The 19,314-nt window shown below is 51.5% G+C and carries 15 protein-coding genes and 1 riboswitch; of the genes, 9 read left to right on the forward strand and 6 right to left on the reverse strand.

Annotated features, from left to right (window positions below; all coding sequences use genetic code 11):
* Positions 1-8: 8 nt before the first annotated feature.
* From MHI42_RS24740 to MHI42_RS24765, 6 genes are all read left to right on the forward strand, one after another.
* The gene (locus tag MHI42_RS24740; protein ID WP_342420943.1) at positions 9-1,799 is read left to right on the forward strand and encodes a histidine kinase; all 1,791 of its coding nucleotides are present in this window, start codon (positions 9-11) and stop codon (positions 1,797-1,799) included.
* A gap of 113 nt (positions 1,800-1,912) precedes the next feature.
* Positions 1,913-2,899, forward strand: coding sequence for an ABC transporter permease subunit (locus tag MHI42_RS24745; protein WP_171717914.1), 987 nt, complete (start codon positions 1,913-1,915; stop codon positions 2,897-2,899).
* A gap of 14 nt (positions 2,900-2,913) precedes the next feature.
* The gene (locus tag MHI42_RS24750) at positions 2,914-3,813 is read left to right on the forward strand and encodes a carbohydrate ABC transporter permease (RefSeq protein ID WP_042140026.1); all 900 of its coding nucleotides are present in this window, start codon (positions 2,914-2,916) and stop codon (positions 3,811-3,813) included.
* Between the two features lie 189 nt (positions 3,814-4,002).
* Complete coding sequence (locus MHI42_RS24755; protein ID WP_342420944.1) at positions 4,003-5,748, forward strand: ABC transporter substrate-binding protein; 1,746 nt, start codon at positions 4,003-4,005, stop codon at positions 5,746-5,748.
* A gap of 97 nt (positions 5,749-5,845) precedes the next feature.
* The gene (locus tag MHI42_RS24760) at positions 5,846-8,227 is read left to right on the forward strand and encodes a glycoside hydrolase family 95 protein (RefSeq protein WP_342420945.1); all 2,382 of its coding nucleotides are present in this window, start codon (positions 5,846-5,848) and stop codon (positions 8,225-8,227) included.
* A 447-nt stretch (positions 8,228-8,674) separates the two neighbouring features.
* Positions 8,675-9,814 (forward strand): transglutaminase domain-containing protein, encoded by a 1,140-nt coding sequence (locus MHI42_RS24765; protein ID WP_171717917.1) that lies wholly within the window; start codon positions 8,675-8,677, stop codon positions 9,812-9,814.
* Between the two features lie 27 nt (positions 9,815-9,841).
* On the opposite strand, the gene MHI42_RS24770 is transcribed toward MHI42_RS24765, so the two are convergent.
* Both MHI42_RS24770 and MHI42_RS24775 read right to left on the reverse strand, forming a co-directional pair.
* Positions 9,842-10,159, reverse strand: coding sequence for a DUF3889 domain-containing protein (locus MHI42_RS24770; RefSeq protein ID WP_342420946.1), 318 nt, complete (start codon positions 10,157-10,159; stop codon positions 9,842-9,844).
* A gap of 155 nt (positions 10,160-10,314) precedes the next feature.
* Positions 10,315-10,683, reverse strand: a complete 369-nt coding sequence (locus tag MHI42_RS24775; protein WP_340985278.1) for a MerR family transcriptional regulator — start codon at positions 10,681-10,683, stop codon at positions 10,315-10,317.
* A gap of 121 nt (positions 10,684-10,804) precedes the next feature.
* Between MHI42_RS24775 and MHI42_RS24780 the strand changes: the two genes are divergently transcribed.
* Positions 10,805-11,455, forward strand: a complete 651-nt coding sequence (locus tag MHI42_RS24780) for a nitroreductase family protein (protein WP_342420947.1) — start codon at positions 10,805-10,807, stop codon at positions 11,453-11,455.
* Positions 11,456-11,530: 75 nt separating this feature from the next.
* On the opposite strand, the gene MHI42_RS24785 is transcribed toward MHI42_RS24780, so the two are convergent.
* The 3 genes from MHI42_RS24785 to MHI42_RS24795 form a co-directional block, all read right to left on the reverse strand.
* Entirely contained in the window at positions 11,531-12,211 is a 681-nt protein-coding gene (locus tag MHI42_RS24785; protein WP_342420948.1) for a hypothetical protein, read from the reverse strand.
* Positions 12,212-12,496: 285 nt separating this feature from the next.
* Positions 12,497-13,984, reverse strand: coding sequence for an amino acid permease (locus tag MHI42_RS24790; protein ID WP_171717921.1), 1,488 nt, complete (start codon positions 13,982-13,984; stop codon positions 12,497-12,499).
* Between the two features lie 154 nt (positions 13,985-14,138).
* Positions 14,139-14,355: riboswitch (Lysine riboswitch) on the reverse strand.
* 97 nt (positions 14,356-14,452) lie between these two features.
* Positions 14,453-15,586, reverse strand: coding sequence for a virulence factor (locus MHI42_RS24795; RefSeq protein ID WP_342420949.1), 1,134 nt, complete (start codon positions 15,584-15,586; stop codon positions 14,453-14,455).
* Positions 15,587-16,034: 448 nt separating this feature from the next.
* On the opposite strand from MHI42_RS24795, the gene MHI42_RS24800 reads away from it, so the two are divergent.
* Positions 16,035-17,033 (forward strand): MBL fold metallo-hydrolase, encoded by a 999-nt coding sequence (locus MHI42_RS24800; RefSeq protein ID WP_342420950.1) that lies wholly within the window; start codon positions 16,035-16,037, stop codon positions 17,031-17,033.
* A 266-nt stretch (positions 17,034-17,299) separates the two neighbouring features.
* Positions 17,300-18,925, forward strand: coding sequence for an ATP-binding cassette domain-containing protein (locus MHI42_RS24805; RefSeq protein WP_342420951.1), 1,626 nt, complete (start codon positions 17,300-17,302; stop codon positions 18,923-18,925).
* Between the two features lie 109 nt (positions 18,926-19,034).
* On the opposite strand, the gene MHI42_RS24810 is transcribed toward MHI42_RS24805, so the two are convergent.
* Entirely contained in the window at positions 19,035-19,220 is a 186-nt protein-coding gene (locus tag MHI42_RS24810; protein WP_039309279.1) for a hypothetical protein, read from the reverse strand.
* Between the last annotated feature and the right edge of the window lie 94 nt (positions 19,221-19,314).

A 19,314-nucleotide genomic window follows, 5' to 3' on the forward strand; every position in this document is an offset into this window, starting at 1 on the left:
TGGTGCGAATGATCAATAATATGAAGCTGAAATATAAGCTGATTTTTTTCTACATTATTGTCGTCATGATACCTGTGCTGATTGTTGGTATTATTCTTACAAACTATTTTCGTGAGGGAGCCTTGAACAGAGCGATTGATCAGGCCACCAACAACGTGGAGAAGATCAAAAGCCAATTGTCCAGCAAGCTGCGTGTTCCGACGGATATTTCTAATCTGCTCTATTTTGACGAGGATCTTGAGCGGCTGGTCACTACGCATTACCCGGATGCACTGGCGCTTACAAAGGCTTATTTGAATTACACGGATATCCGTGTATATGTTCTGCGGTACCGGGAAATTTCTAATATCCGTTTTTTCATTGATAACCCGAGCCTGGTTGATGATATGTCGATTGCACCATTGACTCCGGAGCTGGAGTCGAGAGCCTGGTACAAGAAGGCCATGCAGACCGGAGAGATTTACTGGATGTATATTCCCGACAAGGAGAAATATTTCAACAGCCCCAGAGGGACGATCAACAAGCTCAGCCTGATCCGTCAGGTGTATTACCGGGAATCCGGCAAATCCGGAATACTGATGGTGCAGGTTTCTCAGGATGAACTGAATCAGATGCTCTACCAGGAGCCGTTCGATACGTTAATCATCGATGAGCAGGGTTATATTGTGTCGGCCAATGATCCGCAGCTTGTAGGCAGCACAGTGGATGATTTTGACATTGGCGTTGATGTGCAATTGCAGTCCAAGGGGGTGCTCAAAACCAGGGTGAAGGACAAGGATTCTTACGTCATTATTGATGAAATGTCTCCTGAGCTGAGCAGCAGCAAGCTGAAGATCATCTCTATATTTGAAACGAAAAGCATTCTGAGCGATGCCAATAATGTCAGCAAGCTGGGCCTCCTGATCGTTATTGGTGTGCTGTTGGTTGCCCTTGTGTTTGTATACACCATCTCCCTGCTGACCACCAACCGTCTGCTGCGCCTGAGCCGCCAGCTGAATCAGGTAGCCCTTGGCAATCTGAATATCGTCTCCCGGATTGACGGGACGGATGAGATCGGCCAGCTGTCGCGGCAATTCAATTACATGGTGGCAAGTATTAACCGGCTGATCACCCAGGTGATTGAGAGCAATGAGAAGAACAGTGCACTGGAGATCGCCCAGCGGGAGATCAAATTAAAAATGATGGCGAGCCAGATCCATCCGCATTTCCTGTTCAACGCACTGGAATCGATCCGTATGAATGCGCATCTCAAGGGCGAGAAGGAGATTGCGAACATCGTCAGACTGCTCGGTAAGCTTATGCGCAAGAACCTCGAAGTAGGCCGCGAACGGGCGCCGATCAAGGAAGAAGTAGAGATGATCCGCTCTTATCTGGAGATCCAGAAGTTCCGGTATGAGGACAGGCTGGAGTATGAGATTAAATTTGACCCTAGAGCAGCTGAAATCATGATCCCGCCGCTCATTATCCAGCCGCTTGTAGAGAATTCCGTAGTCCACGGGCTGGAGAATAAGCAAGGTACCGTTCATGTCAATGTCAGTATAACACTGGATGAGAACCAGGAGGTTCAGGTGCTTGTGACAGATGACGGCATCGGCATGAAGGAGGAAAGGCTGTCCGAGATCGTGGATGTGATTAGCAAAGTGGAGGAAGAGGAACGGGGACGGATCGGCCTGCGCAATGTGCATCAGAGACTGACTCTATATTTCGGAGAGGAGCATGGTCTGAGAATTACAAGCCGATCAGGTGAAGGTACTGAGATAGCGTTTTCTATTCCCGTTGAAAGCGAGTTCAAGTCTTAAGCAGCGCGGCCTGGGAGAATCTCTAATTTAGACAGGATTTTACGTGAAATCTGTTGGGTATTCTCTCCCGGGGTGCTGCGGTAAGATAAGACTATAAAAACGAAGGGGGAATAATGATCGTGAAAGCGCTCACTGAAAACGGTGTTACAGCAAATGAAAGCGTAACCCCCCGCCCACCTGCGAAACGGAATAGTGGATTTTGGAAAAGCGTACTGCAGCAAAAGTACTTATATCTGATGTCTCTTCCATTCGTGATCTGGGTATTTATTTTCAGCTATGTACCCATATGGGGATGGTTGATGGCATTCCAAAATTATAAGCCGGCTAAGACATTCGGCGAACAGAAGTGGGTTGGACTGGATAACTTCAAGGAGTTGTTCCATGACGAACGTTTCTATCTCGTATTAAGAAATACCCTGTCCATGAGCATCCTCGGGCTGATCTTTGGTTTCGTGGTTCCCATTACGTTTGCTATCATGCTCAATGAGCTGCGGGGGAGTATTTTCAAGAGAACGGTTCAAACCGTATCTTATCTGCCTCACTTTGTCTCCTGGGTCGTTGTAGGCGGGATTGTCTACAAGACACTCGCGATCGACGGAGGAATCGTGAACGATTTGCTGATGTGGTTACATATCACTGATGAGCCGATCCAATTCATGGCCCAAGGTAAATATTTCTGGGGAATTTTGACTGCATCCGATATATGGAAAGAAACAGGCTGGGGTGCAATCATCTATTTGGCAGCGATTACAGGGATCGATAAAGAGCTGTACGAAGCCGCAAAAGTGGATGGTGCAGGAAGAATTAAGCAGGCATTCAATATTACTTTGCCGGGTATCCGTTCAACCGTTATGGTGCTGCTCATTATGAATATCGGCCATCTGATCGGTATCGGCTTCGAGAAACAGTTCCAGCTGCAGAACAACCTGGTCACCGATTATTCGGAAGTGCTGGATTTGTATGCGCTTAAGTATGGTATTCAGATCATGCGGTTCTCTTATGGTACTGCAATAAGCATGTTTACCTCCGTAGTCAGTGTAATCCTGCTGTTCGCGGCTAACGGTCTGATGAAGAAATTCACTAAAGAAAGTATTATGTAAGGAGGGGACCATAAATGGGTGGCAAAGCATTTCAAATGACAAAAGGTGAGCGTGCATTCGACATCTTTCTGTACACTGCTCTTACATTAATCATGATTGTGACGTTGTATCCCTTCCTGAACGTACTGGCGATTTCTTTCAATGAATCTACAGATACCGTTCGGGGCGGCATCTATATCTTCCCGAGAGCCTGGACGCTTGAGAATTACCAGCGGATCTTCAGCTATACCGGCCTGATTCAAGGCTTCAAGATCTCCATACTGCGTACTCTTTCAGGTACACTTCTGGGTCTGATCAGTGCTTCCATGCTGGCCTTTACGCTCAGCCGTCCGGAATTCAGAGCGAGAAAATTCATCTCGACTTTCCTGGCCCTGACAATGTATTTCTCCGGCGGTATGGTACCTATGTACATTCTGATGAAAGATTTGAATCTGATCGGAACGTTCTGGATTTATATCCTTCCGGGTATGGTTTCCGCATTTAACGTCTTCATTATCCGTTCCTTTATGGACGGGCTGCCATTTGCTCTTCAGGAATCCGCCAAGCTGGACGGTGCGAATGACTTTATGATTTTCTATAAGATCATCCTTCCGCTCTGTAAACCGGTACTGGCAACCATCGCGCTGTTCCTGGCCGTTGGCCAATGGAATGAATGGTTCACAACGTATCTGTATAACGGTAACAAACCGCATTTGACTACATTGCAGTATGAGCTGATGAAGGTATTATCGTCTACCAATCAGGGCAGCGGCATGGTGAATGCGAACGATATGGCGCGGCAGATGGCGCAGATTTCACCTGAATCGATCAAGATGGCGATTACGATTGTCGTAACTGTACCTATTCTGGTTGTATATCCGTTCCTGCAAAAGTACTTCGTAGGCGGTATGACGCTGGGTGCAGTTAAAGCGTAAGCCTGGCAATAGATTGAAATGGAACAGCTGCCTGGTTCAGTGCAGGATCAGGCGGCTATCCAATCTCAGGGTTATTGTTAAATAGTGGAATTTATATTTATAGTAGTTTTGCAAGCGTTCACAATGGTATATTCAGGTCAATCCTGATATGCATAGATGAAACATACTAATTTACAAGGGGGATATACAATGAATCGCAAGAGTACCAAAACAATCTTTACACTCATGCTTATGAGCTCTATGCTGATCGCCGGTTGTGGAGGCAATAACAATAATGCGGCCAACAACACGACATCTAACAACACAGGAAACACACCTGCAGCAAGTAATGCAGCAGCAGATGATACCGCATTAGATACTTCTCCGTTCACGATCTCTTTCTTCGGCGGTGACGCCAGCCCGAACTGGAACAAAATGCAGGATGAAGTCGGTAAAGCCATTACTGAAAAAACAGGTGTTACTATTGACGCTGAATTTGATGTAGGCAGCGGCGGCGGCGACCAAAAAATCCCGATGATGGCTGCCAGCGGCGACGTGCCTGATCTGATCTTCGCCAAAGGAAACTTGAGCACCCTGGTGGATGCCGGCCTGATTATTGATATGACGGAACTGATTGATAAATATGCTCCGAACCTCAAGAAGGTCTATGGCGAAAACATGGGCCGTCTGAAATACAGCCTGGATGACCAAGCGATCTATCAGATTCCTACGAATATGGGTGTCGGCCAACAAGCCTTCGACGCTACAGGCGGATTTGAAATTCAGCACCGTGTATTGAAGGAACTGGGCTATCCTGAAGTGAAAACACTGGCAGATTATGAGAAAGTACTGAAGGATTATGTGGCTCTGCATCCGGAAACCGATGGTCAGCCGACAATTCCATTGACGCTGAACGCTGATGACTGGAAAATCATGATCACCGTTACGAACCCGGCCTTCACTACAACAGGTGCACCGGATGATGGCGAGTATTATGTAGATCCTGAGACCTATGAAGCACAGCTGCACTACAAACGTCCGGCAGAAAAAGAATATTTCCGCTGGTTGAACGGAATGTACGCTCAAGGTCTGCTTGATAAGGATACCTTCGTACAAAAAGACGATCAATACAAAGCTAAAGTTGCCAGCGGCCGTGTACTCGGTCTGATCTCCCAGGAGTGGGAATACTCCGATGGTGAGAATGCTCTGAAGGCAGCCGGTAAAGATGAGTATACTTACGGTCACTTCCCAGTAACCCTGTCCGATGAGTATAAAGATCATTCCTTCATGCAGACAGGTATCGACGGCTATGGCCTTGCGATTACTACTGCAGCCAAAGACCCTGTCCGGATCATCAAATGGCTGGACTGGATGTCCTCCGATGAAGGTCAGATTCTGAGAACCTGGGGTATTGAAGGCACGCACTACACTGTAAATGCAGATGGTAAACGCGAAGTTCTTCCTGAAATCAGCGACGGATTAGCTAACGATACTGCAAACACCCAGAAAAAAACCGGGATTGGCCAGTACCTTATCTTCGGTGCACGTTATGGTGATGGTGTGAAGGATTCCACTGACAACTACTACACTACAAGCTTCCCGGATCAGATCGTAGCTTCTTACTCCGATGCTGAGAAGGAATCACTTGCCGGATACAAGGCTACTACATGGAAAGATCTGTTCCCTAAAGAAGATGAATTCCCGATCAAAGAAACAGGCGCCCTGTACAACCTGCCGGTTCCAACTGACGGTCAATATCAGGTAATCTACAAGAAGACACAGGATATCATCCGCAAACGTATTCCTGAAGCCATCCTGTCGAAACCGGCAGACTTTGATAAAGTGTATGACGCCTTCCTGGCAGAGCTGGATAAAGCTGGCGCTCAGGATATGGAAAAAGAATTCACAGAGCTCGTGAAAAAGAGAGTAACCCTGTGGACAGGTAAAACGTTCTAATCAATAATGGGATGTAGGTCATTCCATACAGCGAAGGCCCGACTTAGGTCAGGGCCTTTTGCCGTACTCAGATATTATTACGGAGGGCGAGAAGCGAATGGATAACAACAGGCATCACCCGTGGAAATTAAAGTACGGCCAGCCGGCGGCAGTCTGGGAAGAAGCGCTGCCGCTTGGTAACGGGCATATGGGCGCTATGGTGTTTGGCGGTACCGCCAAAGAGCAGATTCAGCTGAATGAAGATACCCTGTGGTCCGGTTTTCCGCGGGACACGAACAACTATGAAGCCCTGCGGTATCTGAAGAAGGTACGGGAGCTGGTATCCTCCGGCAAATATGGGGAAGCCGAGGATGTGGTCAATGCGCATATGCTTGGGGTAAATGCACAGGCGTATATGCCGCTGGGTGACTTGTTGCTGGAGCAGCCTGGCGTAGAGAACTGCACGGCGTATGAACGAGAGCTTGATCTGGACAGCGGGATTGCCAAGGTGAGGTATCAGAATGGGCAGGGGGCTTTTACCCGGGAAGTCTTTATCAGTGCTCCGGACAAGGTGGGTGTCGTTCACCTCACAAGTGAGGTGCCGGGCGGACTTCAGCTTGAGCTTGCTCTAAGCAGCCAGCTGAAGCATACGGTCAGTTCTGAAAGTGAGCAACAACTGGTGCTCCATGGCCGCTGTCCGTCGCATATTGCTGACAACTATCATCAGGATCATCCTGTGGCCGTTCGCTATGAGGATGGGCTCGGGATTGCCTTCGAGCTGCACCTGCAGGCGCAGGTAACCGGGGGAGGAAGCATCCATCATTCGGATGGCAAGCTTGTCATATCCGGCGCTGATAGTGTACTTCTGCTGCTTGCGGCTGGCACGGACTATGAAGAGGTGCGGTCCAGAGCAAGCCACAAAAAAGCAGGAGCGGTGAAGGATTCCGCAGTTATTGTAAGCCCTGCGGAGGTTTGTGCAAGCAGGCTGACCGCTGCTGCGGGCAAATCCTATGAGGAGCTGCGGAGACGGCATACAGAAGATCATCAGGCGGTTTTCCGCCGCATGGATCTGGATCTGGGCGGTCATGAAGCGGACAATCTGCCGACCGATGAACGTCTGGCTGCCTATAAGAGCGGCCATGAGGACCCGGCGCTGGAGGCGCTGCTGTTCCAATATGGCCGCTATCTGCTGATGGGCAGCTCGCGTGCCGGAACACAGGCCGCCAATCTGCAGGGAATCTGGAATAATCATGTACAGCCGCCATGGAACAGCAATTATACAACCAATATTAATACGCAGATGAATTACTGGCTGGCAGAGGTCTGTAATCTCAGTGAATTCCATGAACCGCTGATTGACCTCATTAAGGAGCTCAGTGAGACCGGGGCCAGAACGGCTGCCATTCATTACGGGGCACGCGGCTGGGTAGCTCATCACAATGTCGATTTGTGGAAGGCGTCTAACCCTTCCGGCGGAGATGCCAGCTGGGCGTTCTGGCCGATGGGCGGCGTCTGGTTGTCCCGGCATCTGTGGGAGCATTACGAATTCACGCCGGATGCCGTTTATCTGGAAGAGACGGCATATCCGTTAATGAAGGGAGCGGCACTCTTCTGCCTGGACTGGCTGGTGGAGGGGCCGGACGGCAAGCTGGTGACCAATCCGTCCACTTCACCGGAGAACCGTTTTGTTACAGAAGACGGCAGAGCCAGCAGTATATCCATGGGATCAGCCATGGACATGAGCCTGATCAATGAATTGATGCAGCACTGCCTGCAGGCTGCACGGATTCTCGGCGTGGATCCGGAGTTCCAGGCTGAATTGGAGAAGACGCTCTCCCGTCTGTCACCGCTGAAGATTGCTGAAGACGGGCGGCTGCAGGAGTGGATCTATGACTTCACTGAATCCGAGCCGGGACACCGTCATGTCTCGCACTTGTACAGCCTCTATCCGGGCAACCGGATCAACAAACGGGACACACCGGAGCTGCTGGAGGCGAGCCGTTTATCTCTTCAGAAGCGGATCGCTTCCGGCGGCGGGCATACCGGCTGGAGCTGTGCCTGGCTGATTAATCTGTATGCCCGGCTGGAGGACGGTGATTCGGCTTATGGTTTTGTCCGTACGCTGTTAACCCGTTCGGTCTATCCGAATCTGTTCGACGCGCATCCGCCGTTTCAGATTGACGGTAATTTCGGCGCTGCCGCGGGTATTGCGGAAATGCTGCTGCAGAGTCATCTGGGTGAGCTTACGCTGCTTCCGGCGCTGCCCGGAGCCTGGAAGAACGGCCGGATTAGCGGCCTGAAGGCACGCGGCGGCTATGTGGTTGACATGGACTGGCAGGATGGACTGCTGGTATCCGCCCGGATCACAGCGAAGTATGATGGACTGCTGCGTCTCAGCTATGCGCAGGAGCTGAAGCTGCAGCTTCCTGACGGCAGCGCGCAGATGGTAGAACCTGCGATTGAGGTTAAAGCGGGCGAGACTTATCTTGTGACGCTGTAGGCAGTGAACTGTAAGCTGTGAACGTGAACGCTTAAGTGTATCATAGATAAGTGCAGCCGAAGCTGCTGCTTCCCGGAGATGGACCGGGAGGCAGCGGCTTTTTGATGATCTATTTTCACGCCCGCATACCTCCTGAGCATTCCGCCTGCCCCAGCCCACTCCGCCGCCAGCCCACCCGCCAGCCACCTACCAGCCCACCCACTCACCCGCCAGCCACCTACCCACCCACCCACTCACCCGCCCACCAGTGCTTGTCCTGATAATATTTATGGGGAGGATACTTATGCGCCGGGTGTGCCGGGCCGATAATAAGGAATATAACAGGTATCTCAGGTTCAGGTTCAAAGGTTTCGGGGGTTGGAGTTGTATACAGGGGATTTCCGGCATTTACTATAGAGTAAACGGCTAATCATCCATTATATAGATTGCAGGAGGCACTTGAAGGCTATGGGGAAGAGACGTATATCGCTGATGAAGACCGTGATTTGCGGCATGCTGGTTTTTGCTGCTATCCCGCCCGCAACATACTGGGGGTATGAGCATGCCTATGCTGCTGCTGATTCTGTGGTGCTGCGTTCTGTCAATGAGATGGCGCAGAAGCTGACCGGGGCGATGAGCAACCGCAGAGAGACAATTACCTTCACTTATCAGGGCAAGACAAATAAGCTGAAGAGCCAGGTGCAGACGGCAATCGATCAGGCGATGGGGAGCGATCCGTATCTCTATTATATTATTGACAGCTATGCGTTTTCTTACCGGGGGAGCACACGCTCTGCCAACGTGACGGTTCAGGTGGAGTACCGGGAGACGCTGCAGCAGACAGCATATGTTAACAAGCAGGTGAAGACCGTTCTGCAGGAATTAATTACACCGGGGATGAGCAGCCATCAGAAAGTCAAAGTCATCCACGACTGGGTGGTGCTGCATTTGCAATATGATAATTCATACCGTAAATATACGGCGTATGAGGGACTTCAGACGGGCAGTGCGGTATGTCAGGGGTATTCCCTGCTGACCTATAAGCTGCTGCTGGGAGCGGGTATACCGAATAGAATTGTGGAGGGTACTGCGAGGCCCGAGGGGGGCGTTGCCCAGTCGCATGCCTGGAATCTCGTGCAGCTGGACGGACTCTGGTATCATCTCGATACGACCTGGGATGATCCGGAGCCTAGTCCGGAGGGTGGAATCAGTACCGTATATTACATGAGAACGGATGCCCAGATGCGCCGTGACCACAGCTGGACCAAGACGTATCCGGCTGCTTCAACCGGTTATGCCCAGACACTGTCACAGCTGGTCAGCCGGGGCGGACAGGGGACAGACGGATACAAGAAGCTGCAGGAGGTTCTGGATTACAGGCTGTATGAGGAGGATCAAGTGATCGCTTCGGCGGCAGACTTGAAAAAGCTTGCGCAGCAGGCGGCGGATTCAGGCCAACTCTCACTGCTGTTCCGTTACCGGGGCAGTGAGAAGCTGCTGAGGCAGGACCTGCAGGTCCTCTATGAAATAGGGCTGAATAATCTGGCATTCAACAGTTCACCTTTTGACAATACAGGAGACCTTAAGGTGTATGTGACCTGGAAATAAGAGTATTGAAAAGGATACAGTATAGCTTTATCGCCATTGATCCGTCTCCGAGAAAAGAATGGTTTGCAGCTGATCGTCCGACGGGTCAAAGCGGACCATGACGAATATGCCAAATTCCCGGCCGGCTTTGCTGCGGATCCACAGCTTGAATTTCTCCTCCGCAAGCTTTGGCTTTATTTGAGTACGGCCTACATGCTTATAATCGATAATCTCGGCATTGTATTTCTGCTGCGCTGCTTTCACAGCTACGATACCCCATTTGGCATACTCAGGAGCGGCTGAACTCACAGGGCTGTTAAGGGTGAAGATAAGCGCCAGCAGGGCGGTGATCCAAATTTTTTTCATGGCAGTCCCCTTAGATTGTAGATTGTGAATATGTATTAGCTTGCCCCCAAAATAAAAAATTACATCATAACAGCAAACAAACAGGGATGTCTGCCGCGCCGATAGGCTGCGGGACATCCCTGTTTGTTGTAATTCCGGATAAACGCCGGAAGCGCTCAAGAATACTTTCCGAACCCGTCCTCGCATGTTATATCCAGCTCAAGAAGGTCATAAAGAGATTGCTTGGAATCCTCAAGGTTTTTTTGGGCAGCTTCAATATCTGCTATTTTAGCTTTGATGATACGTGTTTGTTCTTCTTTGGAGATTCCATTTTTAGAGATCATGGATTTTATATCATTAATTGAAAAACCGACAGCCAGACAATTCTTAACAACACCCAAATGATGAATGATCTCTGCATCATAATTCCGGTAATTGTTCTCTTCCCTGAGGATATATTCATCCGTGATAATGCCCATTTTCTCATAGTACCGGATGGTTGATATAGGCAGATCGACAATTTTTGCGACTTCACTAATCTTCATGTTAAAATCACCCCGTTTTTTCCTCTTGCTATAAAGTATACTTCATAGTTTAGAATTCTTGTAGTGATGATAAGTGACATTTCAGCACAAGAAAACCTATAGATAAAGGAGAGAAATTAACATGAGTACAATCACCGGGAAATACCGTACAACCAACGATTTCAATGAGATCGTCCTGGAGCGCCGTTCCGTGAAGGCCTATGATCCTGAAGTAAAAATTAGCCGGGAGGAAATGAGCGAGATTCTGGCGGAAGCCTCCCGTGCCCCGTCTGCCATTAACATGCAGCCATGGCGTTTCCTTGTTATTGACAGCGCGGAAGGCAAAGAAAAGCTTGCACCGCTGGCCTCGTTCAACCAGACGCAGGCTCTGACTTCCTCGGCAGTTATTGCGGTATTTTACGATGCAAAGAATGTTGAATATATAGACGAGATTTTCGGCAAATCGGTGGAACTTGGTTACATGCCGAGCGACGTCAAGGATATGCAGCTGCAGCAAGTGAAGCCTTATTATGCGGGGATATCTGCATCCGAGCTGCGTGATGTGAATCTGATTGACTCGGCGCTTATTTCGATGCAGCTGATGCTTGTTGCCCGTGCCCATGGATATGACACCAACCCGATGGCCGGTTATGAGAAGGACAAGATCGCGGAAGCTTTTGGCCTGGACAAAGACCGGTTCCAGCCGGTCATGCTGATCTCGATAGGGAAAGCAGCCAAAGAAGGCTACCCTTCCTACCGCCTGCCGGTTGAGACAATCACAACCTGGGCATAATCAACAGCTCCAAGGGGACGTTCTTCAGTACAAAAGTATACTTAACTTAATCTACTGACGCAAAAAAAGACCGGTTCAGGCCACGATAATGTGGCCGAAACCGGTCTTTTTACTGAATCCGCCGAAAGTGGGCGGTATGGAGAAATCAAAGGGATAAATCCCTCTAATTCCGCCGAAAGTCGGCGGTATGGAGAAATCAAAGGGATAAATCCCTCTAATTCCGCCGAAAGTCGGCGGTATGGAGAAACTAAAGGGATAAATCCCACTAATTCCGCCGACGGTCGGCGGTATGGTGAAATTAAAGGGATAAATCCCTTTAATTCCGCCGATGGTAGGCGGTATGGAGAAATCAAAGGGATAAATCCCTCTAATTCCGCCGACGGTCAGCGGTATGGTGAAATTAAAGGGATAAATCCCTTTAATTCCGCCGATGGTAGGCGGGATGGAGAAATCAAAGGGATAAATCCCTCTAATTCCGCCGACGGTCAGCGGTATGGAGAAACTAAAGGGATAAATCCCTCTGATTCCATCGCACGTTGGCCAAAGGAGGGAATGAGGAGCATTAGTGCCCTTGAATTCTCCGGATGCGAGCCAAAGGAGTAAATGAGGAGCAATAGTGCCCTTGAATTCCCCGGATGCGAGCCAAAGGAGCCAATGAAGAGCATTAGTGCCCTTGAATTCCCCAAATGCGAGCCAAAGGAGCAAATGAGGAGCATTAGTGCCCTTGATTTCCCCGAATGAGGGCCAAAGGAGCAAATGAGGAGCATTAGTGCCCTTGAATTCCCCGGATGCGAGCTAAAGGAGCAAATGAGGAGCAATAGTGCCCTTGATTTCCCAAATGCGAGACAGGTCGCACAAGCCCTCAGCTTGCTTTACCCGTAAGGGTGATTTTGTTCAAATATAAGAAATGATATGTTTCACATGATCCACTTAACCTTCTATTTCTCGCTGAAACGGCTACGCTATCCTTTTAAAGGACGGCGTAGCCGTTTCCAATTGTTATATATAGCCTTGGCGCTTGAATATATGACCTGCAAAGAGTTACTCTGCGTGAGTGCTCAGATCACATTTGTCCAGCGGGACAATGCTGCTCTTGCGGAACCAGCCGTAGCCCAGCCAGATCAGCAGGAACAGAGGTACGCTGACATAAGAGACGAGAATGCCGTACCAGTCGATTTTGGAACCGGTGAAGGCGCCCATGTTCTGGCCGAATACGGCCACCATGCAGAGGGCGAAGGCAAATAGCGGACCAAACGGGAACCATTTCGCCCGGTAAGGCAGTTCATCCAGCGAATGCCCCTGCTTGACGAAGGCACGGCGGAAGCGGTAATGACAGACGGCAATCCCGAGCCAGTTGATGAAGCCGCACATCCCGGAGGCGTTCAGCAGCCAGTTGTAAACCGCGCCGTCTCCGAAGAAGGAGGCGAGGAAGGCCAGCATGCCGACAGCTGTGGTCACGAGCAGCGCGCCTACAGGCACGCCTCTGCGGTTCAGCTTGCCGAGGGCACGCGGAGCCATGCCGTCCTTCGCCATGGCGTACAGGACACGTGTAGAGGCGTACATCCCGGAATTCCCGGCAGACAGCACGGAGCTGAGGATGACGGCGTTCATTACGGAAGCGGCAATTGCCAGTCCGGCTTTGTTAAAGACGATCGTGAACGGGCTGACACCGATATCATCGATCCCGCCGCGGAGCAGATCGGGATTGGTATAAGGAATCAGCAGACCTATTACGAGAATGGCGAAGATATAGAAGATCAGGATGCGCCAGAAGACCTGGCGGATGGCTACCGGTACATTCTTGCGGGGATTCTCACTCTCGCCCGCAGCGACCCCGACCAGCTCCGTCCCCTGGAAGGAGAATCCGGCGGCCATGAAGACACCGACGAAGGCGAAGAAGCCGCCGTGGAACGAGCTGCCTCCCAGCTGGAAGTTGCTGAGCCCCACCGCCTTACCGCCCATAATACCGAAGATCATAAGGACGCCGACAACGAGGAAGACAATGACGGTGATGATTTTAATGATGGCAAACCAATATTCCGATTCGCCGTAACCGCGCGAGGAGAGGAAGTTCAGGCCGAACATGATCAGCAGGAACAACAGGCTCCAGAGCATGGAGGGGCTGTCCGGGAACCAGTATTTAATAATGACGGTAGCAGCCGACAGCTCCGCTGCTATCGTTACCGCCCAGTTGTACCAGAAGTTCCAGCCGATGGCGAAGCCGAAGGCGGGGCTGACAAACCGCGTTCCGTACGTGCTGAAAGAACCGGAATCCGGCAAATAGGTAGCCAGCTCACCGAGGCTGGTCATCAGGAAATAGACCATGATGCCGACTGCGGTATAGGCAAGCAGGGCTCCGCCTGGACCGGAGGAGGCGATCGCACCGCCGCTGGCCAGGAACAGCCCGGTTCCGATGGAACCGCCCAGGGCGATCATGGTCAGATGTCTTGCTTTGAATGTTTTGCGCAGGCCCGGAGTACTGGCGTTACCTGCCTGTGCAGCCGGCTGCTTCTCTTGCTTCGCTTGCATGAATAGGACACTCCCTTTAAGTTGTTGGTTCGGTTCACAGCGGGGAGTTGCTGCAGCCTGCTTGGCCCTGTGTCTTCTGCTTAGCGTTATGCACACAAAAAAACCGCAGACGGACGCTGCGGTTTCCTGATTATAGGCTCCGCATCATACTCCCTGTTAAGATAGCGCAACACGGTGCAATTCCCGCAGTTTCCTGGCAGGCATATACACGGTGACAGTTCCGCGCCTTTCGGCTGACGGCCCCAATCCGCGCTGCTAAACTAAGAGCAGCAGCACAGATTTCGGCGGATATTCCTTTCGGCGCATATCATAGATGGCTCTTAGGCATCTCCACGCGCGTACTCTTTATATCCGCGACCTCTACCTCATCCTAGGTATGATGAGGCTATCTTGTAACGATATGAACAACAGGAATCAGTATAATGCAACTTCGCCTCACAGGCAATGACAAAATACGGCAGGTTGACGTCAGGTCCGCCGGCGCTCCGACATCTGCTGCCAGACGGTGCCCGCGGCCTCTTCGCCGGACAGAATCCGCTCCAGCGCCATCTTGGCCTGCAGCCCGACCTCGAATTCAGGATCCTCGGCCGCAATGCTCAGGGCTTCCTGGGCTTCGGCCGTGCCGACCTCATACAGGAAGCGTGCCGCCCGCCAGCGCACCAGCTTGCTGGCGTCACTCAGCGACGCCGTCATCACCGGCGTCGCTGCCGGGTCGCCGATGTCGGACAGCGTGTCGCCGGCGGTGCGCCGGACGGCGGGGGCGCTGTCCTGCATCGCCTCATAGAGCAGCTCCATCGCCCCTGGTGTGCGGATGTCGCCAAGGTACACGACCGCCAATCTGCGGATATGCAGCTTGGGGTCGTGCAGCGCCGTGCGCAGCTCCGGCAGGAGCTGCTCGCTCGGCGCCAGATCCTCCAGCGCGGCGTAGCGTACGCGCCAGTCCTCATCATGCAGGTCCCGCAGCAGCTCGGCCTGCTCTTTCTTGTGCCGCTGCTCGACGAACTCGCCGGCAGCCCCGTGCGCGATCGCCTGCTGCACGAGGGAGTCGAGGCGTTCCTGCGGATACGCCGCCTCCAGCTCCTGCTCGACCTCGCGCGCAATGTCCGGCGGCTCGCCGTAACGTACGCCGTAATCGGTGAGCTTACGCTCCTTGATCAGCACGGCGCTGGCCACATCGGTCACCGCCTGCGTGAAGCGGCTCGACAAGGCGATGCGCTCCTCCTTCGCGCCGGTCTTGACGCGGATCTGAATCGGGATCGCGCGGAACATCTGTACGAACACCTGGGCTTCCCCGAAATGGGCGCCGGCGTTCTCATCCTCCAGGCTGAAATCGGCGGCGAGGCCGTCCGCTCCGAAGCGGTTCTGGACCTCGCGGAGAATAGCGGCCCAATCGGCACTGCCCTTGCGTTCCAGGGCCGCGAAATCGGCAGCGTGATAGATACTGGTGACGCCTGGGATTTCCAGCATATCCTGCGCCCAGGAAGGGGCAGAGCGCCGGCTTTCCGGCGTGTAGGTCCGGCGGATGCCGGGTTCCAGACTTTCGTCCAGGTGAAGCTTCATCGTATTTGGACTTGGAGTCGGTTCAATAAAGGTGATCTTCATACGTCAGCTCCTCTTTGATAAGTGGCATAAGCACCGTGCTCTTTACCCGCATTTTACATCATTTCAGCGGTGGAACACAAAAGGGCAGAGGTGTGAACCCGCTAAAATTTAAAATATTAGTATAGATAAGAGATGCATAAGTTAATAACTTCCAGACCAGTCGTTACTACGGTGTAGATTTGGACTTCCGGCCGCTGTTGCCTCCAGATTTTTTAATTTATAACCACAATCTGCGGTAGATTTGTTAATCCTCTATTTCACGCTGACGTTTCCGTTTGGGCCAAACGGGTAACATTTGTAAGGGGAGGATTACACATCGGCACACTCATGTACGCACCTGCACACCTCTGTGATTTTGCAAATGGCTCTGCGGAACCCTATAGTTAGAGTATCTGATTTGCCGCACCAGAGAGATCCGGCAGAGCGGTTATAAGGAGTGGTTTCAACCATGGCTAAAATACGTTACAACAACATCGATAATGTAAGTACCGATAAAACGCTTAAGGAATTCCGCCAATGGCGCGAGGAACGCCGCCGGAAGAAGAAGGATTATACCTATAAGGTGCCCAATCATCCGCCGCAGCTGAGTTATCTGGCCGGAAACCGGCTGGAAACAACGATTACGTGGATCGGGCACTCCACTTTTTTTCTGCAATATGAAGGGCTTAATATCATTACGGACCCGATCTGGGCGCGCAGACTGGGGTTTGAGAAGCGGATCGGGCAGCCGGGCATACCCCTTGGCGATATTCCGCCGATAGACCTTATCCTGATTTCCCATTCCCATTATGATCATCTGCACATCGCTTCCATCCGAAAGTTGTACCGGGCAGGAACGACGACCCTTGTGGTCCCGGAAGGACTGAAGCGCAAAATGCTCCGCAAAGGGTTCCCGGACTGCCTGGAGATGCAGTGGTGGCAGGAGCTTACGCTCGGTGCCGTCAAGCTGACCTTTGTCCCGACCCAGCACTGGACCCGGCGGACGCCGTTTGATACGAATTCCTCGCACTGGGGCGGTTATGTGCTTCAGCCGGCGGACCCGCAGAAGCATCCGGAGGGCGAAGAGGGCAAAGGGCAGCGCAAGCTTCCGCCGAATCTGTATTTTGCCGGAGACAGCGGCTTCTTCCCGGGCTTCAAGGAGATCGGCAGCCGCTTTAAGCTGCATGTCGCACTGATGCCAATCGGGGCCTATGAGCCGGAGTGGTTCATGAACTCCCAGCATGTGAATCCGGAGGAGGCTGTGCAGGCATTCCTGGATGTCGGGGCAGAGCTCATGATTCCGATGCATTTCGGGACGTTCCGGCTGGCTGATGACACCGCGCGCGAAGCGCTGGACCGGATGGAGCTGGCACGTGCGGCACACGGGATCAGTGAGGAACGTATCCGTACCTTAGGTTATGGGGAGACACTGGTGGTGCATCCCGAAGAGCGCCCGCCCGGACAATAACTGCCGGCGGCTGACCGGGAGAAGTCCCGCATAACCCTTCTACTTAAAAATATAAGAAATTATATGTTTCACACGATAACTTATCCTTCTATTTCTCGCTGAAACGGTGCCTTCCTTAAAAGGACGGCAAAGTTGTTTCCACTTGATAAGATATTTGCCTGGAAAAGGGCAAAGATGCCCCTTAAAGGGCTACAATTACGGGCCATTTGCCTTGATTTTATGCTATAATGAGCCGGAACCCTAAGTGAAAAGGATGGTAATGCTTAATGATTAGCACAAGCGGCGTAACACTCCGCTACGGAAAACGCGCACTATTTGAGGACGTAAACATAAAATTCACACCCGGCAACTGCTATGGTCTGATCGGCGCGAACGGCGCCGGCAAATCGACCTTTCTAAAGATCCTGTCCGGAGAGATCGAAGCCAACATCGGCGATGTGCATATTACACCCGGTGAACGTCTGGCTATACTGAAACAGAACCATTTTGAGTATGACGAATTTCTGGTACTGGAAACGGTAATTATGGGCCATACCCGCCTTTATGAGATCATGAAGGAGAAGGATTCCCTGTATGCCAAGAGCGACTTCACGGAAGCTGACGGCCTTCGCGCCGGTGAGCTGGAAGGCGAATTCGCTGAACTGAACGGCTGGGATGCAGAGCCGGATGCTGCTGCAATGCTGATCGGACTTGGTATTATGCGCGAAATGCATGATAAGAAAATGGCCGAACTCAGCGGTAACGAAAAGGTCCGGGTACTCCTGGCGCAAGCCCTGTTCGGACGTCCGAACAACCTGCTGCTCGATGAGCCTACCAACCATTTGGATCTTGAATCCATCGGCTGGCTGGAGAACTTCCTCATGGACTATGAAGGCACCGTTATCGTGGTATCCCATGACCGTCACTTCCTGAACAAGGTCTGCACGCATATTGCGGATATCGATTTCGGCAAAATCCAGATGTACGTCGGCAACTACGACTTCTGGTACGAGTCCAGCCAATTGGCCCAGGCCCTGCAGCGCGACTCGAACAAGAAGAAGGAAGACAAGATGAAGGAGCTGCAAGCCTTTATCCAGCGCTTCTCGGCTAATGCTTCCAAATCGAAACAGGCTACTTCCCGTAAGAAGCAGCTGGAAAAAATCACACTGGACGATATCCGTCCTTCCAACCGTAAATATCCGTTCCTGAACTTCAAGCCTGAACGTGAAGCCGGCAAACAGCTGCTTACGGTCAGCGGACTGAGCAAGTCGGTTGACGGTGAGCAGCTGCTGGATGAAGTCAGCTTTGTCGTGAACAAGGGCGATAAAATTGCTTTTGTAGGTCCATACTCCCAGCCGAAATCACTGCTGTTCGATGTGCTTATGGGCGAGAAGGAAGCGGATGCCGGTGAATATACTTGGGGCGTTACAACAACCCAGGCTTACTTCCCTAAGGATAACTCGAGTTATTTCGACGGTGTGAACATGAACCTGGTAGAGTGGCTGCGCCAGTATTCCAAGGATCAGGATGAAACTTTCCTGCGCGGATTCTTGGGCCGGATGCTGTTTGCCGGTGAAGAAGCGCTGAAGAAGGCCAGCGTACTGTCCGGGGGCGAGAAGGTCCGCTGCATGCTGGCCAAGATGATGCTGAACGGGGCAAATGTGCTCGTGTTCGATGAGCCAACCAACCACTTGGATCTGGAATCGATCACAGCGCTCAATAACGGCCTGATTGACTTTGACGGCACCATCCTGTTCACTTCCCATGACCATCAGTTCATCCAGACAATCGCCAACCGCATTATTGAAATTACACCGGCTGGTGTCATCGACCGCTCGATGAGCTATGATGAATATCTGGAGAATTCGGAAATTAAGGAAATGCGTGCACGCATGTATCCTGTAGAGGCTTAAGAACTAGATATAGGTAGGATGAACGGTAATGAGTTCATACGAAAACGGCTGCGTCGTCCCGGAAGGGATAACGCAGCCGTTTATGTTCACATATAAGAGTGTAAGAAGCCTAAGATCCGCCTGTACGACGGCGCTGGTTGTTTGGCTTCTTATTGTTCTGGCTTTTCAGCGGCTTCGCGGAACCGGCTTGAAAAGTTGAACCCGGTTTACCCGAAGCATGCTGTTTCTTCTGTTCAAGCTTCTGGCGGATCGCCTCGGCCAAATTAATTTTTGGTTTATCATTGTTCTCGCTCATTATGTTAACCCCCTTAGGCAGCAAGTCCTTTTCCTTATTCTAATTGTTTTTAAATGCTGCCACAAGGGCAAGAATAACTCAAAGAAAGTTTTCC

The sequence above is a fragment of the Paenibacillus sp. FSL E2-0178 genome (assembly GCF_038593005.1).
GTDB classification, from domain to species: domain Bacteria; phylum Bacillota; class Bacilli; order Paenibacillales; family Paenibacillaceae; genus Paenibacillus_AQ; species Paenibacillus_AQ phytohabitans.

What these genes read in the sequence shown, in the direction of transcription:
- MHI42_RS24740 (WP_342420943.1), top strand. Translation starts at nt 9, where the DNA reads ATGATCAATAATATGAAGCTGAAATATAAGCTGATTTTTTTCTACATT.
- MHI42_RS24745 (WP_171717914.1), top strand. Translation starts at nt 1,913, where the DNA reads ATGATCGTGAAAGCGCTCACTGAAAACGGTGTTACAGCAAATGAAAGC.
- MHI42_RS24750 (WP_042140026.1), top strand. Translation starts at nt 2,914, where the DNA reads ATGGGTGGCAAAGCATTTCAAATGACAAAAGGTGAGCGTGCATTCGAC.
- MHI42_RS24755 (WP_342420944.1), top strand. Translation starts at nt 4,003, where the DNA reads ATGAATCGCAAGAGTACCAAAACAATCTTTACACTCATGCTTATGAGC.
- MHI42_RS24760 (WP_342420945.1), top strand. Translation starts at nt 5,846, where the DNA reads ATGGATAACAACAGGCATCACCCGTGGAAATTAAAGTACGGCCAGCCG.
- MHI42_RS24765 (WP_171717917.1), top strand. Translation starts at nt 8,675, where the DNA reads ATGGGGAAGAGACGTATATCGCTGATGAAGACCGTGATTTGCGGCATG.
- MHI42_RS24770 (WP_342420946.1), bottom strand. Translation starts at nt 10,159, where the DNA reads ATGAAAAAAATTTGGATCACCGCCCTGCTGGCGCTTATCTTCACCCTT.
- MHI42_RS24775 (WP_340985278.1), bottom strand. Translation starts at nt 10,683, where the DNA reads ATGAAGATTAGTGAAGTCGCAAAAATTGTCGATCTGCCTATATCAACC.
- MHI42_RS24780 (WP_342420947.1), top strand. Translation starts at nt 10,805, where the DNA reads ATGAGTACAATCACCGGGAAATACCGTACAACCAACGATTTCAATGAG.
- MHI42_RS24790 (WP_171717921.1), bottom strand. Translation starts at nt 13,984, where the DNA reads ATGCAAGCGAAGCAAGAGAAGCAGCCGGCTGCACAGGCAGGTAACGCC.
- MHI42_RS24795 (WP_342420949.1), bottom strand. Translation starts at nt 15,586, where the DNA reads ATGAAGATCACCTTTATTGAACCGACTCCAAGTCCAAATACGATGAAG.
- MHI42_RS24800 (WP_342420950.1), top strand. Translation starts at nt 16,035, where the DNA reads ATGGCTAAAATACGTTACAACAACATCGATAATGTAAGTACCGATAAA.
- MHI42_RS24805 (WP_342420951.1), top strand. Translation starts at nt 17,300, where the DNA reads ATGATTAGCACAAGCGGCGTAACACTCCGCTACGGAAAACGCGCACTA.
- MHI42_RS24810 (WP_039309279.1), bottom strand. Translation starts at nt 19,220, where the DNA reads ATGAGCGAGAACAATGATAAACCAAAAATTAATTTGGCCGAGGCGATC.